Below are 15,595 nucleotides of genomic sequence, written 5' to 3'. Positions count from 1 at the left end.
CAGAAAATATGAATTTACCTCTTCCTGCTGCCCTGTTTACCCCGAGCTGGCATGCCGAGCTGGAGCTGGGCTACGCCCGATTCGGCGACAACACGCGTCCGGTCCATAGACGGCACAAAGGCCCGCTGCGCGTGCAGAAGCACCTGTATGCAGAAGGCCCCGAGGTGTGCCAGCACATCATTGTGCATCCGCCGGGCGGGATTGCCGGTGGAGACCGGCTGGACATCAGCGCCAGCGTCGGCCACGCGGCGTGGGCACAAATCACCAGTCCCGGCGCCGCCAAGTGGTATCGCGCAGCAGCGCCGGCTTATCAGAAACTCGACCTGAAAGTGGCCCAAGGGGCAACACTGGAGTGGCTGCCGCAAGAGACGATCATCTTCAGCGATGCCCGCGCCGAGCTGAGCACATCCATTGATCTGCAAGGCGATGCCCGGCTGTTCTACTGGGACGTGGTGGCACTGGGTCGCCCGGCCAGTGGCGAACGCTTCGATCTCGGCCACTTCCAGGCACAACTGGATATCCGCCGCGACGGCGAGTTGCTCTGGCATGAACGCCAGCGCATCGTCGGCGGTGACGGGTTGCTCGATTCGCCGATTGGCTTGGACGGGCAACCGGTCTTCGCCACGTTACTGGTGACTGGCGAGATTGATAGCCAATTGCTGGAGCAGTGCCGTTCGCTGCCCAATGACGTGCGCGGGGATTTGACTCAGTTGCCGGGGTTGCTCGTAGCCCGCTGCCTGGCCAGCGAGGCGCTGTTGGCGCGCGGCTGGTTGATTGAATTATGGCGGTTGCTCAGGCCTGCGTTGCTTGGCCGCGAAGCCGTGCCACCGAGAATATGGAGCACCTGAACAGCGCTCCTGCAAAAACCTTTTTAACTGCCGAAACTGGATGTCTACGATGGACCTGACCCCACGTGAAAAAGACAAGCTGCTGATCTTCACCGCCGGCCTCGTCGCCGAGCGGCGTTTGGCCCGCGGCGTGAAACTCAACTACCCGGAAGCCATGGCCTACATCTCCGCCGCTTTGCTCGAAGGCGCCCGCGACGGCCAGACCGTGGCCGAGCTGATGCACTACGGCACCACCCTGCTCAGCCGCGAACAAGTGATGGAAGGCATCCCGGAAATGATCCCGGAGATCCAGGTCGAAGCGACCTTCCCCGACGGCACCAAACTGGTCACCGTCCATCAACCGATCGCTTGAGGCTTCACCATGACCTACACCATTCGCGATGCCGTGCATGCCGACCTGCCGGCCATCCGTGATATCTACAACGATGCGGTGCTCAACACCACGGCGATCTGGAACGAACAGGCGGTCGACCTCGGCAACCGCCAGGCCTGGTTCAGCGCCCGGCAATCCCAGGGGTATCCGATCCTGGTCATCGTCGACAGCGAGAACAACGTGTTGGGCTACGCTTCGTTTGGTGACTGGCGACCGTTCGATGGTTTCCGACATACCGTCGAGCATTCGGTCTACGTGCGTAGTGACCAGCGCGGCAACGGCCTTGGGCCGCAACTGATGGATGCCCTGGTCGAGCGCGCCAGGGCCTGCGGCAAACACGTGATGGTCGCAGCCATCGAAAGCGGCAACGCCGCCTCGATTCGCCTGCATGAGCGCATCGGATTCGTGACCACCGGGCAGATGCCTCAGGTGGGCACCAAGTTCGGTCGCTGGCTGGACCTGACCTTCATGCAACTGACCCTCAATCCTGGCGCGCAGCCTCCGGCCGCCAACAAGGAGTGATACCCGATGAACCCCGCTCAACTGCGACGCGTCAACGTTGAAAGCTTTGCGCACTATCGCCAGGGATTGATTGACCTGCTGCTCGACGCCGTCGGATATGGCGCCAGCGTCGGCTTCATGGCCGACCTCGATGCTACGCAGGCCCGCGCGTATTTCGATGAAGTTCAGGAGAACCTGAACAAGGGCAACGTGTTGTTGTGGGTAGTGGTCAAGGACGAACAAGTGCAGGCCAGCGTACAACTGACCCTATGCCAGAAGGCCAATGGCCTGAACCGCGCCGAGGTGCAGAAATTGCTGGTGCGCGAGCATGCGCGTCGTCGAGGCCTGGGCCAGCAATTGATGACGGCTTTGGAGCAGGCTGCCCTGCAACACAAACGCGGCATGCTCTACCTCGATACCGAGGCAGGCTCCCCGGCTGAAGACTTCTACAAGGCATTGGGCTACACCCGCGTCGGTGAAATCCCCGACTACGCCTGCGACCCAAGCGGCTGCTACAAACCCACCGCCCTCTACTACAAGATTCTCCAGGGAGCCCATTGATGATTCCCGGTGAATACCAGATCCAGTCCGGCGACATCGAACTCAATGTGGGTCGACGGACCCTCAGTTTGAAAGTAGCCAACAGCGGCGACCGTCCGATCCAGGTCGGCTCGCACTACCACTTTTTCGAAACCAACGACGCCCTGACCTTCGACCGCGCCGCCAGTCGCGGCATGCGCCTGAACATCCCCGCCGGCACCGCCGTGCGCTTCGAGCCGGGACAGAGCCGCGAGGTCGAGCTTGTCGATCTGGCCGGGCACCGCCGGGTGTTCGGCTTCGCCGGCAGGATCATGGGTGACCTTGGTTAACCGATCGTTCCCACGCTCTGCGTGGGAATGCATCCCGTGACGCTTCGCGTCACACAAAGCGGACGCAGAGCGTCCATGGCGGCATTCCCACGCAGAGCGTGGGAACGATCAATTTGTGCAAGGAACTGTGATGAAAATTTCCCGTCAAGCCTACGCCGACATGTACGGCCCCACTGTCGGCGACAAGGTTCGCCTGGCCGACACCGAGCTGTGGATCGAAGTGGAAAAGGACTTCACCACTTACGGCGAAGAGGTGAAATTCGGTGGCGGTAAAGTGATCCGCGATGGTCAAGGCCAGAGCCAGCTGCTCGCCGCCGAGGTCGTCGACACCCTGATCACCAATGCACTGATCATCGACCACTGGGGCATCGTCAAGGCCGATGTCGGCCTCAAGGACGGTCGCATTGCCGCCATCGGCAAGGCCGGCAACCCGGACGTGCAACCCAACGTGACCATCGCCATCGGTGCCAGCACCGAAGTCATTGCCGGTGAAGGCATGATCCTTACCGCCGGTGGCATCGATACCCACATCCACTTCATCTGCCCACAGCAGATCGAAGAAGCGCTGATGAGCGGTGTCACCACCATGATCGGCGGCGGCACCGGACCGGCCACCGGCACCAATGCCACGACCTGCACCTCCGGGCCGTGGCACCTGGCGCGCATGCTCCAGGCCGCCGACGCCTTCCCGATGAACATCGGCTTGACCGGCAAGGGCAACGCGAGCCTGCCCGAGCCGCTGATCGAACAGGTCAAGGCCGGCGCCATTGGCCTCAAGCTCCACGAAGACTGGGGCACCACCCCGGCGAGCATCGACAACTGCCTCACCGTCGCCGACCAGTACGACGTACAAGTGGCCATTCACACCGACACCCTCAACGAATCGGGCTTCGTCGAAACCACCTTGGCCGCGTTCAAGGGCCGCACCATCCACACCTACCACACCGAGGGCGCCGGTGGCGGCCATGCCCCGGACATTATCAAGGCCTGCGGCTCCGCCAACGTTCTGCCGAGCTCGACCAACCCGACCCGACCGTTCACCCGTAACACCATCGACGAACATCTCGACATGCTGATGGTCTGTCACCACCTGGACCCGAGCATTGCCGAAGACGTAGCCTTCGCCGAAAGCCGAATCCGCCGCGAGACCATCGCTGCCGAGGACATCCTTCACGATCTCGGCGCATTCTCGATGATCAGCTCCGACAGCCAGGCCATGGGCCGCGTCGGTGAAGTGATCACGCGCACTTGGCAAACCGCCGACAAGATGAAAAAGCAACGCGGCCCGCTGCCCCAGGACGGCGAAGGCAACGACAACTTCCGCGCCAAACGCTACATTGCCAAGTACACCATCAACCCGGCAATCACCCATGGCATCAGCCATGAAGTGGGCTCGATCGAAGTGGGCAAATGGGCGGACCTGGTGCTATGGCGACCCGCGTTCTTCGGGGTCAAACCAACGCTGATCCTCAAGGGGGGTGCCATCGCGGCCAGCCTGATGGGCGATGCCAACGCGTCGATACCGACACCTCAACCGGTACATTACCGTCCGATGTTTGCCAGCTACGGAGGTTCGCTGCATGCCACCAGCCTGACGTTTATCAGCCAGGCGGCGCAGGAGGGAGGTCTTCCCGAGGCGCTGGGTTTGAAGAAGAAAATCGCTGTGGTCAAAGGTTGCCGCGAGGTGCAGAAAACCGACTTGATCCACAACGACTATCTGCCGGACATCGAGGTCGACCCGCAGACGTATCAGGTCAAGGCTGACGGCGTTTTACTGTGGTGTGAACCGGCGGATGTGCTGCCGATGGCCCAGCGCTATTTTCTCTTCTGACCGGTATGCCGGCACGAAGGTCGTCAGTCTTCGTGCCGGCCTGACAGTCAAGGCTGCACGGTGAAGGGGATTTCCACCCGCTGCAGTTTTGCCCGGTCCATCGCCTGCTGGGTCAATGTCTTGAGCAACGTCTGTTTGCGGTCGTTGAGCACGTTCATCTCGGCTTCATACTCCTGGCCGGTCATGACGCGACCGGGAGCGAACTCGCTTTCCGGTTTGCCAAGCTCTGCGCCGAGCACCCTGATCTCTTCTTTCAACTGCGCTTTTTCCTCCACGGACAGCGACTCGGTCGCCCGCCTTTCCAACGCCATGTAGAACTCGGTCGTCGCATCGAGTTGACGCCTGATGGCCTTGAACTCACTGCGGTGGGAACCCTGAATGTAAGATTCCCAGAAGGGCTGCTCGCTGATCGAATCGCGCAGCAAATCGCCCTCTTCCAGCGCCAGCACGCGTGTATACGCATCTTCGATCATCTGCGCGGTGACGCCCGAATGCGCTCTGAACTGCAAGTCCCGCGATTGCCACGGCAAATCCAGTCGGTCGGCAAGGTCTGTCATATAGGCCAGGTGAGTCTCGATTTCATCGATCGATCCGCTGGCATCCCCTTGCTCGTCAATCCGCATGAAATCCTCGCCACCCTCCAGTCGCCTGGCAATTTCCTTGTGGGCGATCCGGCTCAATTCATCCAGGCGGGATTTACCCCTGGCCAGCAACACCAGTTCGGCTTCGACCAGACTCGGGTTGGCCAGCTCGTAGGCTTCGTGAATCAGCACTTCAAGGCCCATGGTATTGAACAGCGACGCCCCGCCGTCGACGCAGTTGACCGGCTCGCGCGCCAGCTTGAAAAGCTCGTTGCGCAGTTCGCTGTTCTTTTCCATGGCTTCCAGCATCCGCCAGAGCTTGGCGGTCATATCCAGCCTGAAGGCCCGGTCATTTTTAAAGTGACTCGATTGGGTAAGCCGTCTGACGTGATCAAAAAACGGCACTGAACCGATCTCATCTTCCACCTCGTTCCAGATGGGCTGCCGGTCTACCCATTGTGCTCGCGTCATGCCTTCCTCCCAGTCGAGACTGTCACGCACGCCACGGGACGGATAAGGCCGGTCAGGGTCCAGGCCAACGGAGCGAATGTAGTCTCTGAGCTGCTCCAGGTTCGCCTCCGACAGCCACTGTGGCTCACGACTGATCAACGTTCTGGCGAGCAGCTCGGCGTCTACGGAACCGGGCACCACCTGAGGCACATCGGTGATGACATTGCGCTGCAGGTCCAGATAGAAGTGCCGTAAACGCTGCACGGAAAACAGGCCGTTGGGCCAGGTATTGATCCCGGTGTCCGACAGAATCAAGGTGTGCAGCATGGGCATACGACCGATGTCTGGCATCTGGCCCAGGGGATTGCCGCGCAGATCCACGGATTCGAGCTGAATGAGATCACGTAGGTCGTCAACCGCCTCTACCGTCAATACGACCCGGTTGTTGGCCAGGTACAGTTCGGTCAGAAATCGCATTCGCCCCACAGCGGCTGGCAGACGGGTCAACCCATTGTTGTTCATGTTCAAGGAGCGCAACCTGGGGAAATGGTCGAGGAACGCGGCGCTGTCGTCAGTCAGGCCGGTAGCTGGCAACTTCAGCCGGGTGACATGCTCGAAGTTGGCTTCCAGCTTCGGCATCGTCTCCAGGTGCCAGCCCATGGGGATGTCGCTCAGATCGAGCACCCAGCCTCGCGGATTTCCCAGGGCATCCAGCTCCCGCGGGCCGGTGCGTTGCCAGCAGTTTCTGATAGCCCTGTAGACACTGTTTCGCGACTGCCATTGTGAAACGCCTTCCGGGCTGAGGCTGAATGAGTCGAGGGGTGAATCCAGCCAGCGCCGAAAGCTGCTGTTGAGATGGTTGAACTCGGCTTCGAGAGCCCCTGCCCGCTCCTCGGGCGTAGACCCGCTGTCGCTGTGCTCCAGAAAGGTCTGGATATCGGTTTCGCTCCAGCCGGGGCGAAGCGACTGCACGCGCTCCTGCTCGGTCAGTTGACCGGCGACGCGTCGAAGCTGGGAAAAGCCCTCCATGCCGCCACGCAGCTTCATGGTTTGCGGGTCGTACTGCGGTTTTCGCAGAGGATTGTCCACCAGGCTGGGCCTGAAACTGTCGTGGTTCAGTGGAGAGCGTTGAACGGCTTGCCTGAGGGTTTGCCATTGATTGATCTGGTAACCCAGTGCATCGCGCTCTGCATTGGGCAAGGCATGCAGGACAGCGGCAAAAAGGTTGTCGGGCCCATGCAGTTCCCGGTCGTCTTCGTCGCGCGCCTCATACAAGCCGTCTTCGTTCTTGATCAGCACCTTGCGGATCGGCGCGTCAACCGCACCGATGCTGCCATCGAGCGCGCCTGTGATGGCGCGGTTACGCACTTCGATACGCACCTCTTTGGACCAGCCTGGCAGCGACTCAAGGGTTCGCAGCAGCAGCCGCCCGGTGTCCGGGTTGTGCAGTTCTTCGAGAAACAACCCCTCATAAGCGCGGTTAAGCCGCACCTCCAGCAACGCCGCACGGGCCTGCTGCCGCAGATGCAACGAAACGCGCACGCGTTCGGCCATTACCGACAGTTCCTCTGGCGGGGCGCCCGCGAGCAATTCTCTGGCGACACTGGTCGGCAGCTGCGGGAACGCGTCTTGAAGCCAGACCACGTCAGGATCGGTCTCGACCTCTGCGTGCCTGTAGAACGACTCGACAAGGCGTTTTTTCTGCGCCTCTGCGTGCAGGGCCAGGCGCTCCTGCAGCGCATCGATGCGTACCTGCCTGTCTGTGCCGATATCGCGCCCGAGTATTTGCCGGATCTCCTCTTCGCTGAAAGCGTCCAGCACACGATCAGCCAATTTGCCGGCCTTCAGTTCAGCAAAGGTCACCTTCACTCGGTGTGCGGGCACAGCGTCCTGATTGCCGTGCACAATGGAATCGCCCCACAACTCCGGCCCGCGAAAAAGCTCGATAGCCTTGTAATCAGGCCACCGTCGAAACTCTGTCATCAAGGGTGGCAGGTGATCCGCCCATTGCTGCGCGACTTGATTGAGGCGTATCTGGTCCACCAGCTTATTTACATCGGCATAGGCCTTGAAACGCTTGAGGGTGTCGGCCAACAACGCCGGTGATGGCTGTGTGTCCACTTGCAGCTTACGCAGCACATCCTCTCTGACACCGCTGGCGATACGGATCTGTTCCAGTGTTTCATCGGAGAATGCATCGACAGAAGGGCCCAGGCGCCGCATCAGACTGGTTTTATCCCACTCGAGTGGACGATCGAGTTCGGTATGCCAGGCACCGGCACTGTTATGTTCCACCCTTGGTTGATAGGCCGTCGGCCGGGACGGGTGCCTGAGGCGTGGTTGTCCGGTCTGCGCGTTTTCCGTTACCTCAAAATGCTTGTCACCCAGCACCAGGATGTCCCGATCGTCATGTCGATGAAGTCCCCGATCGTTGGGTTTCGAGTCTTTGGGCAAAACCACTTTATGGTCGTAGGGAGCCAGGTCTGGATTCCACAGGCGGGCGTTGCCATCGGGCAACTCGACCTTTTTCAGTTGGTCGATGAAGGGGGACGCCTTGACCGCCACCGGCCCCCCGCCGGGCAACACATGCCCGGCTCCCATGAGGGCCAGTTGGGCGAAGTTGATCAGTACCCCGGTGATATGCGCCGAGGCCTCTTCCTTGTCGCCTTTGCTCCAGTCTTCGATGCCCTCCAGGGTCTCAAGCATCATTTGGCCAACCATCACCGCCAGCACGGCTTCTCCTAATCCCGGAACCAGCATGGCGCCGAAGTTGAAGACGTTCCAACCGATGTTCAGATAACTGGTCAGGCGTTTCCAGCGCTCAGTGGCGTCTTCATCGCCAGTGGGTACGGCGATGTGTCGCGCATCGGCAATCGCCTTGTCTCGGCGCCAGAGACAGAACTGTTGCCAGAAATCACCCTCGATCACGTTGCTGATCGGTTCGGCATCAGGGTTCTCGACCGCGGTCTCGCGCCACCACGGGCCCATGTCCAGAGGCTCGCGCTGCCTCCAGGTGAACCTGGTAAAGCGCTCGTTGACGCGTGCGAAGAAGCGCCCCTTATCTTTGTGCGGCACGAACCGACTGAAAAACGCCTGGTACTGCGTAGAACGCAACTGGCTCGTCAGGGCCTTCATGAAGTCGGTGAACGAGGCGTATTGCTTGAGGGGATGATCCGGGTCATCGGGGATGTAGGCGATCAATGTGCCGTCCAGACGACTTTGTTCATGGATATCGTTTCGACGAAGCATTTCCTCGACCACACCGGTCGGGCCATTGGCAAAAAAGGCCTGGAGTATCTTGAACTGGTCAAATTCCTGCCCCGGCAAGACCGCCAGGCGGCGAGACCAGTCCAGCAGGACTTGCAAGTGTTCTGGCAGCAGTTGGTCGATTGCTTCTTTTATTTTCGAAGGGTCGGCCACTGCACTGAACAGGACGATACCTGTCAGCCGCGTGCCTAACAGTGAAAGCCGATGCGCCTTTAATGGACGGTTTTTATACAGGATGTTTTCCTGGCCATCGCGCACTTCTCTCAATACGCCGTAGGCATGGGAATCCAGGTCGTTTTTCAATAACGCGATGAGCATGGCCTCATTGAAAGCCGCCTTCTCATGGGCCATGTAGTCCTGCTCAAGTCTTTCGCGCACTGCGTTGTCAGCGGGTACCAACAACGACCTGATATGTTGCTGATATTGCGCGCCGATATCGAGTTTGCGACATAACGTGGCAAATTTTTCGACAGTTAATTCATCGCGCTGGAGTTCCCCCTCAGCGTCTTTGACAAAAATACCGGATCCGTCGCTAAAAGCGCCATGCACTGTTTCGGACGGCTCGAAGTTATGCAGCGAGGCCTCCAGCAGGGTCGATTGCCTTACCCGACTGGCCTGGGTATCGATGCCGAACCCCAATGGGGCGGGAACATAGAGACGCAACGAGGTCGTATCGACGTCCAACTCGATATTCAACTCATCCTTGATGGCCTTAGCCAGTAAGGGTTTGGCGAAATCCTTGATGTCCGTTTGCAGCTTATCGACCCTGTCAGAAACAGCATCTTGCAGACGACAGCGCTCCTCTATGAGCTCGTGCAAATATCGACGATCAATCTGCGAAGCCTGGATGTACCAATCCGGAAAAACAGGATTGAGCGACATTATCGATTTCAGTCCTGAAACAGACGCATTTTTAATCAGCGCCGGAATATGTTCCGCGAAATAATTCGCATGAATGTTGTCGGTCAAACCCGCCACCTTCGGAACAGAATCCGATATGGCGCCTACTGATGCTGCAGTCATTTTCGCAATTCCCTATGCGATGAACAGAACACTCAGCTTATTCATCCTCACCAATAACAAAAGCTTAAAAAACTGTTGGGAAGCAGGCGAAAAAGCCGAATCAACATTGAACTTGAGAACAGGAAACATAATTAATTACCACCCTTCTGCCCCCGGGAGGTGATCCGGATTCCCAGCGGTAGTTTTTACCCCAGGGTTAAAAAGGCTAAGATCACCCGATCATTCAAGCAGGAACCTGGTCATGCGCCTCCCCGAATTCATCAGGCAACACGTGGACCGTATCGTCGATGAATGGGAGAAGTTCGCCAGAACCATCACCCCGGCCGCCGAAAACATGGATCGAACAGCCTTGCGCGACCATGCCAGGGAGATTCTGCTGGCAGCCGCTCGGGACATGAGCAAACCCCAGTCCGCCAGCGAACAACTGGCCAAGGCCAGGGGCGAAGGCCCGGAGAAAACCCCGAGCCTGGACGAAGCCGGTGCCAGCCATGGTGAATTGCGCCATACGGTAGGTTTCGACCTGGTGCAGATGACCAGCGAATTCCGCCATTTGCGGGCCTGCGTGATTCGCCTGTGGGTCGACAGCCTGGAGTCGCCGGACCTGGCCTACTTCCAGGACATGGTCCGCTTCAATGAAGCCATCGACGAAGCACTCGCAGAATCCACGTCGGCCTACGCCGAACAGATGAACCGCTCACGAGATATCTTCCTGGCGATACTCGGACACGATCTGCGCGCGCCGCTGCAAGCGATGAGCATGTCGACCGAATTGCTGATGCGTAAAACCACCCTGGACGGCGATGCGTTGGCCTGCGCGAACAACATCAAGCGCAGCGCTCGACACATGGCGGTGATGGTTAGCGACTTGCTGGAGTTGGTACGCAGTCGCCTGGGTAAGAGCCTGCCGATTGAACCGAAACCCATGGACCTTGCCGATGCCGCACACGCGGCGATTGCCGAAGCCTGCGCCGGCAACCCGGAGTGCGATCCGACGGTCAGGGTGGAAGGTGACACTCGAGGCGTCTGGGATGCCGGACGGCTGGGTCAGTTACTGCAAAACCTGATCGGCAACGCACTGCAGCATGGCCTCAACAAACGCGATGTGACAGTGACTCTCCATGGTGAATCCGACACGGTTCGCCTGACGGTCCATAACTACGGAACGCCGATTTCCGCGAATGCTATCGGCACGATCTTCGATCCGCTGGTGCGAAGCGCAGAGGAAGAACTGGGCCAGCCATCGACCAGCCTCGGCTTGGGGTTGTTTATCGTCAAGGAAGTGGTGGATGCCCACGCCGGCACGATCGAAGTGAGTTCAAACGAAACCGATGGCACCCTGTTTACGGTGGTGTTGCCGCGCAATTGCTTGCAGGCGCCGTCTGCGCCAGCGTCTACTCCACCACCAACCGACCCAGCCGTTGCCTGAGCATCCGGTTCTCGGCGCGCAGCTGCTGAACCTCTTCCAGCAAGTCCAGCGCCAACGCAACCCCTTCCCACTCCAGCTCCAGATCGCGCCGCAGCTTGGCGGCGCGTTTGGCCAGGGTCAGTTCGTAATCGGTGAAACGCCAATCCTTGGGCTGCCCTCCCTGAGGTTCGAGGATGCCGTGTTCGACGATTTCGATCACGTAGACGTCCGACAGGTCGGTCGCCTCACAGAATTCTGCCAAGTCCAGTTGAACGGTCAGGGGGCTGCTCATGATGGGCTACTCCGTCGCTGGGTTCAGAAATTTTCTCGTGGATTGAAGGCGGCTTTTTTCGCCAGTTCCTGCCATAGCGCCTTGACTTCATCGTCTGTGGCCTTGGGCATTACGGCCTTGAACTGGATGAACAGATAACCGCGTTCACCCGCCTTGTTCATCAGGCCATGGCCCTTGGCACGCATGCGTTGGCCGTTCTGGCTGCCTGCAGGGACCTTGAGGTTGATCTTGCCGGTCAGGGTCGGCACGGCGACTTCGGTGCCCAATGCCAGTTCCCACGGTGCCAGCGGCAGCGTGATGATCAGGTTCTCGCCTTCGACGTCGAATTTCGGGTGTGGCGCAAAACGAATGATCAGGTACAGGTCGCCATTGGCTCCGCCGCCAACACCAGGAGCACCCTGGCCCTTCAGGCGAATGCGCTCGCCATCGGCCACGCCCGCCGGGATCTTCACGTTCAGGCTTTTGCTGGTGTTGCTCACATGTTGACCAGCCGCGTTGTATTGCGGCACCTGAAAGGTAACCTTCTTCGACTCGGTCGACAGGGTTTCTTCCAGAAAAACTCCCAGTTCCATTTCCACGTCTTGCCCTCGACGTCCGGTGCTGCGACGCGAATGTTCGCCACCGCCGAAACCGGGGCCGCGATTACCGAAGATCGAACTGAAGAAGTCCGAGAAATCGCCAGTGTCCTGGCCACCGCCAAAGCCGCCACGGCTCTGCCAGCCCGGTGGTCCCTGGAATGGTTGGCCATGCTGGCCATAACGGCGCAATTCGTCGTATTCGGCGCGTTTGTCAGCACTTTTCAGCGCTTCATAGGCTTCAGAGGCGTCCTTGAACTTGGCCTCGGCGTCCTTTTCCTTGCTGACGTCAGGGTGGTATTTGCGCGCCAGCTTGCGATAGGCGGCCTTGATCGCCTTGTCGTCCGCCGTCGGTTCCACACCGAGAATCTTGTAATAGTCTTTGAAGTCCATCGCGGGAATCACCATCCGTTATCGAAATCGCGCCACCTGCCACAGCATGCGCCTGTTTGCAGCATAGACGTTGACCGATCTCAAGGTTGTGACCGGGCAGCGCGTGAGAAGTTTATCGGCAGCAGGCGGTGCGACTTTCGAGCGCTACGCGGCTACCGGCTTGATGCAGGGTAGTTTGGGGGTCACGGGCCATCTTTCAAGACATTGTTTCCAGGAATTAGCAGATAGTCGGCCTTCGAATCTGTCGCGCACTGACATACACTGCGCGGCCGTTTTTTAACCGGAACCGCAAAGACATGAACAACGCATCTCCAGCCCGTGCCGTGGGCATCGACTTTGGCACGTCCAACTCCACCGTCGGTTGGCTGCGCCCTGGCATGGAAACGCTGATTGCGCTGGAGGATGACAAGATCACCTTGCCCTCAGTGGTCTTCTTCAACATCGAAGAGCGTCGCCCGGTGTACGGCCGGTTGGCGCTGCACGAGTACCTGGAAGGTTACGAAGGCCGGTTGATGCGCTCGCTCAAGAGCCTGCTGGGCTCCAAGCTGATCAAGCACGACACCAGTGTTCTTGGCACGGCGATGCCTTTCAAGGACCTGCTGGGCCTGTTCATCGGTCAGCTCAAGAGCCGTGCCGAAGCCGCCGCCGGTCGGGAATTCGAAGAAGTGGTGCTTGGCCGTCCGGTGTTTTTTGTCGACGATGACCCAATGGCCGACAAAGAGGCCGAAGACACCCTGGTGGACGTGGCGCGCAAGATCGGCTTCAAGGAAGTCTCGTTCCAGTTCGAACCGATTGCCGCCGCGTTCGACTACGAGTCGACCATCGAGAAGGAAGAGCTGGTACTGATCGTCGACATCGGCGGTGGTACCTCCGATTTCTCGCTGGTGCGCCTGTCGCCGCAGCGTCGAGGTATGGATAACCGTCAGGATGACATTCTCGCCACGGGCGGCGTGCACATCGGCGGGACCGACTTCGACAAGCAATTGAGCTTGCAAGGCCTGATGCCGCTGTTCGGCTATGGCAGCCGGATGAAAAGCGGCGCCTACATGCCGACCAGCCATCACATGAACCTGGCGACCTGGCACACCATCAACTCGGTGTATTCGCAGAAGTCGCAACTGGCTCTGGGCAGCATGCGCTACGACATCGAGGACACCGGTGGTATCGACCGCCTGTTCAAACTGATCGAACAGCGCGCCGGGCACTGGCTGGCCATGGAGGTGGAAGAAACCAAGATCCAATTGACCCACGCCGACCACCGCCACGTGCCGCTGGACCGTATCGAAGCCGGCTTGAGCGTGGAGCTGAGCCGTGCACTGTTCGAATCGGCCATCGATAACCTGCTGGAGCGCGTGCGCAATAGCGTCACCCAGTTGCTGACCCAGGCCGACGTGCGGGTCGATCAGGTGGACACGGTGTTCTTCACCGGGGGGTCGAGTGGTATTCCAGCCCTGCGCAACAGCGTTTCGGCGATGTTGCCGAATGCGCGGCATGTGGAAGGGAATATCTTTGGCAGCATCGGCAGTGGTCTGGCGATTGAAGCGGCCAAGCGTTACGGGTCGATGGACTGATTCAGAACCCCTCGCCACAATTTGATCTGCTTCAAACCATCCCCACCTGCTTCAGCTCACTCTTCAGGTACGCGTAATAAATCGGCCCTGCCACCACCCCCGGCAGGCCGAACGCGGCTTCGAACACCAGCATTGCCAGGAGCAACTCCCACGACTTGGCACTGATCTGCCCGCCGACGATCCGCGCATTGAGAAAATACTCGAGCTTGTGGATGACAATCAGGTAACCCAGCGCGGCCAGCGCCACCCAAATCGACAGCGACAGGCCGACAATCGTGATCAGGGTGTTCGACATCAGGTTACCGATCACCGGCAACAGGCCAAGCAGGAAGGTCAGCACGATCAGGGTCTTGGTCAGGGGCAGCTTGATGCCGAACATCGGCAGCACCACCGCCAGGAATATCCCGGTAAAGAACGTGTTGAGCAGGGAAATCTTGATCTGGGCGAACACGATGTTGCGAAACGCCTGGACCAGCAAGTGCAGGCGATCGAACAGGGCGGCGGCCAATGGCTTGCGTTTGGTCAGGTCAGGTATTCGCTGCAGGGCAATGATCGCCCCCAGCACCATGCCGATCAGCAACGTCACAAACATGTGCGCCGCATCCTTGCCTACCAGCTGCAAGTCGCTGAGGTGCTTGCTCATCCATTCGCCAATTGCCACGCGAAACTCGGCGGCACTGGCGGGCAGATAGGCATCGATGAACGGCGGCAATTGCCCGCGTGCGCGATCGACCACCCCCATGAACTTGTCCAGGGAAGCACCGGGATTTTCCGCTTCATGCAGCAGAAAGCTGATGGCTCCGGCGAAAATCAGCGTCAGGACGCTAACCACCAATGTCCCCAGCAATGCCACCGCCAGCCACCGCGCACGCCGGCCTTCGATCAGGCGCTGCAATTGCGGGGTGAGCATGTTGACCAGTTCGAACACCAGCAACCCGGCCAGCAGGCTGGGCAGCAACCGCAGCGGGAGCACCAGCAGCAGCCCACCAAAAATGATGATCCAACTAATGACCAGCAAAACATGACGTTGGGAAAACGTTGGCATACAGCCTCAAAACGAACGGCGTAGAAGGATTGGCAGTCTGCCAGCGATCCGATGGCAGCACTAGGGATTGTGCATACCTGTATGGACCCGCGTCGAGGCAAACCCAGGACTGGTTCACCGGCGAAGGCATCCTGCCTGCCAGATCACGTCGTACGTTTCCGGCAAACCTTGCTTCTACAGGGGAGTGTCTATTTTTTCTTCAGGCAATCGCTCATGAACGCCTTGCGCTCATCGCCCTTGAGGGCCTTGGTTGCCGCATCGGCATTGCAGGTTTTCATTTTCTCCTGCTGAGGCGTCAAGACCTTGCCGGCATCATTGGCTGCCGGAGTCGCCTTGAGGCAATTGCTCATGAAGGCCTTGCGCTCATCGCCCTTGAGGCTTTTGGCGGTAGCGTCGGCGTTACAGCTGGTCATCTTGTTCTGTTGTTCAGTGGCGGCGAAGCCTTGGGAACACAACAGCAAACCGATCATCAACAAAGGGACTCGCAACATCTTCATGGCGTTTGCTCCTTGTTGCCGCCCCGAGCGGCGCGGCCTCAAGGCCAGTGTAGACAAGAGCTGTTACACCTTCA

At 59.3% G+C, this 15,595-nt stretch carries 13 protein-coding genes; 8 read left to right on the top strand and 5 right to left on the bottom strand.

Annotated elements, in window-relative coordinates; genetic code table 11:
* Positions 1–8 precede the first annotated feature (8 nt).
* The 6 genes from QLG10_RS14390 (at position 9) to ureC (ending at position 4,422) form a co-directional block, all read left to right on the top strand.
* The gene (locus tag QLG10_RS14390) at positions 9–848 is read left to right on the top strand and encodes an urease accessory protein UreD (protein WP_168757154.1); all 840 of its coding nucleotides are present in this window, start codon (positions 9–11) and stop codon (positions 846–848) included.
* A gap of 49 nt (positions 849–897) precedes the next feature.
* Complete coding sequence (gene ureA, locus QLG10_RS14385; protein WP_007937143.1) at positions 898–1,200, top strand: urease subunit gamma; 303 nt, start codon at positions 898–900, stop codon at positions 1,198–1,200.
* Positions 1,201–1,209: 9 nt separating this feature from the next.
* Positions 1,210–1,743: a GNAT family N-acetyltransferase gene (locus tag QLG10_RS14380; protein ID WP_033041287.1), complete on the top strand. Its 534-nt coding sequence runs from the start codon at positions 1,210–1,212 to the stop codon at positions 1,741–1,743.
* A 6-nt stretch (positions 1,744–1,749) separates the two neighbouring features.
* Positions 1,750–2,283 carry a GNAT family N-acetyltransferase gene (locus QLG10_RS14375; protein WP_110753272.1) on the top strand — a complete coding sequence of 178 codons (534 nt, stop codon included), beginning with the start codon at positions 1,750–1,752 and terminating at the stop codon, positions 2,281–2,283.
* Positions 2,283–2,591 carry an urease subunit beta gene (locus QLG10_RS14370; RefSeq protein ID WP_188264818.1) on the top strand — a complete coding sequence of 103 codons (309 nt, stop codon included), beginning with the start codon at positions 2,283–2,285 and terminating at the stop codon, positions 2,589–2,591. The genes QLG10_RS14375 and QLG10_RS14370 overlap by 1 nt, the downstream gene beginning before the upstream one ends.
* Positions 2,592–2,721: 130 nt before the next feature.
* Complete coding sequence (gene ureC, locus QLG10_RS14365) at positions 2,722–4,422, top strand: urease subunit alpha (protein ID WP_110753273.1); 1,701 nt, start codon at positions 2,722–2,724, stop codon at positions 4,420–4,422.
* Positions 4,423–4,469: 47 nt separating this feature from the next.
* Here the strand turns inward: ureC and QLG10_RS14360 are convergent, their stop codons facing one another.
* Positions 4,470–9,602: a DUF6543 domain-containing protein gene (locus QLG10_RS14360; RefSeq protein ID WP_349016956.1), complete on the bottom strand. Its 5,133-nt coding sequence runs from the start codon at positions 9,600–9,602 to the stop codon at positions 4,470–4,472.
* Positions 9,603–9,984: 382 nt separating this feature from the next.
* On the opposite strand from QLG10_RS14360, the gene QLG10_RS14355 reads away from it, so the two are divergent.
* Positions 9,985–11,169 (top strand): sensor histidine kinase, encoded by a 1,185-nt coding sequence (locus tag QLG10_RS14355; protein WP_282487574.1) that lies wholly within the window; start codon positions 9,985–9,987, stop codon positions 11,167–11,169.
* Here the strand turns inward: QLG10_RS14355 and QLG10_RS14350 are convergent.
* Both QLG10_RS14350 and QLG10_RS14345 read right to left on the bottom strand, forming a co-directional pair.
* On the bottom strand, positions 11,135–11,440 hold the full coding sequence (locus tag QLG10_RS14350) for a chaperone modulator CbpM (RefSeq protein ID WP_110753276.1): 306 nt from the start codon (positions 11,438–11,440) through the stop codon (positions 11,135–11,137). The two genes, QLG10_RS14355 and QLG10_RS14350, sit on opposite strands and share 35 nt — an antisense overlap.
* Positions 11,441–11,463: 23 nt before the next feature.
* The gene (locus QLG10_RS14345) at positions 11,464–12,408 is read right to left on the bottom strand and encodes a DnaJ C-terminal domain-containing protein (RefSeq protein ID WP_282487573.1); all 945 of its coding nucleotides are present in this window, start codon (positions 12,406–12,408) and stop codon (positions 11,464–11,466) included.
* A gap of 296 nt (positions 12,409–12,704) precedes the next feature.
* Here QLG10_RS14345 and QLG10_RS14340 point away from each other — a divergent pair, with 296 nt between their 5' ends.
* On the top strand, positions 12,705–13,979 hold the full coding sequence (locus tag QLG10_RS14340) for an Hsp70 family protein (RefSeq protein ID WP_110753277.1): 1,275 nt from the start codon (positions 12,705–12,707) through the stop codon (positions 13,977–13,979).
* 31 nt (positions 13,980–14,010) lie between these two features.
* On the opposite strand, the gene QLG10_RS14335 is transcribed toward QLG10_RS14340, so the two are convergent.
* Both QLG10_RS14335 and QLG10_RS14330 read right to left on the bottom strand, forming a co-directional pair.
* The gene (locus tag QLG10_RS14335; protein WP_110753278.1) at positions 14,011–15,024 is read right to left on the bottom strand and encodes a hypothetical protein; all 1,014 of its coding nucleotides are present in this window, start codon (positions 15,022–15,024) and stop codon (positions 14,011–14,013) included.
* A gap of 188 nt (positions 15,025–15,212) precedes the next feature.
* A complete protein-coding gene (locus QLG10_RS14330) occupies positions 15,213–15,521 on the bottom strand; it encodes a PsiF family protein (protein WP_110753279.1) in 309 nt (102 codons plus the stop codon).
* Positions 15,522–15,595: the final 74 nt, after the last annotated feature.

Source organism: Pseudomonas sp. V98_8, from assembly GCF_029967975.1.
In the GTDB taxonomy this organism is placed as follows: Bacteria; Pseudomonadota; Gammaproteobacteria; order Pseudomonadales; family Pseudomonadaceae; genus Aquipseudomonas; species Aquipseudomonas umsongensis.
This window is presented reverse-complemented; position numbering and strand designations above follow the sequence as displayed.

Coding starts and splice junctions, on each gene's coding strand:
- QLG10_RS14360 (WP_349016956.1), bottom strand. CDS start 9,602: ATGTCGCTCAATCCTGTTTTTCCGGATTGGTACATCCAGGCTTCGCAG.
- QLG10_RS14335 (WP_110753278.1), bottom strand. CDS start 15,024: ATGCCAACGTTTTCCCAACGTCATGTTTTGCTGGTCATTAGTTGGATC.
- QLG10_RS14330 (WP_110753279.1), bottom strand. CDS start 15,521: ATGAAGATGTTGCGAGTCCCTTTGTTGATGATCGGTTTGCTGTTGTGT.
- QLG10_RS14350 (WP_110753276.1), bottom strand. CDS start 11,440: ATGAGCAGCCCCCTGACCGTTCAACTGGACTTGGCAGAATTCTGTGAG.
- QLG10_RS14345 (WP_282487573.1), bottom strand. CDS start 12,408: ATGGACTTCAAAGACTATTACAAGATTCTCGGTGTGGAACCGACGGCG.
- QLG10_RS14340 (WP_110753277.1), top strand. CDS start 12,705: ATGAACAACGCATCTCCAGCCCGTGCCGTGGGCATCGACTTTGGCACG.
- QLG10_RS14380 (WP_033041287.1), top strand. CDS start 1,210: ATGACCTACACCATTCGCGATGCCGTGCATGCCGACCTGCCGGCCATC.
- QLG10_RS14390 (WP_168757154.1), top strand. CDS start 9: ATGAATTTACCTCTTCCTGCTGCCCTGTTTACCCCGAGCTGGCATGCC.
- QLG10_RS14375 (WP_110753272.1), top strand. CDS start 1,750: ATGAACCCCGCTCAACTGCGACGCGTCAACGTTGAAAGCTTTGCGCAC.
- ureC (WP_110753273.1), top strand. CDS start 2,722: ATGAAAATTTCCCGTCAAGCCTACGCCGACATGTACGGCCCCACTGTC.
- QLG10_RS14370 (WP_188264818.1), top strand. CDS start 2,283: ATGATTCCCGGTGAATACCAGATCCAGTCCGGCGACATCGAACTCAAT.
- ureA (WP_007937143.1), top strand. CDS start 898: ATGGACCTGACCCCACGTGAAAAAGACAAGCTGCTGATCTTCACCGCC.
- QLG10_RS14355 (WP_282487574.1), top strand. CDS start 9,985: ATGCGCCTCCCCGAATTCATCAGGCAACACGTGGACCGTATCGTCGAT.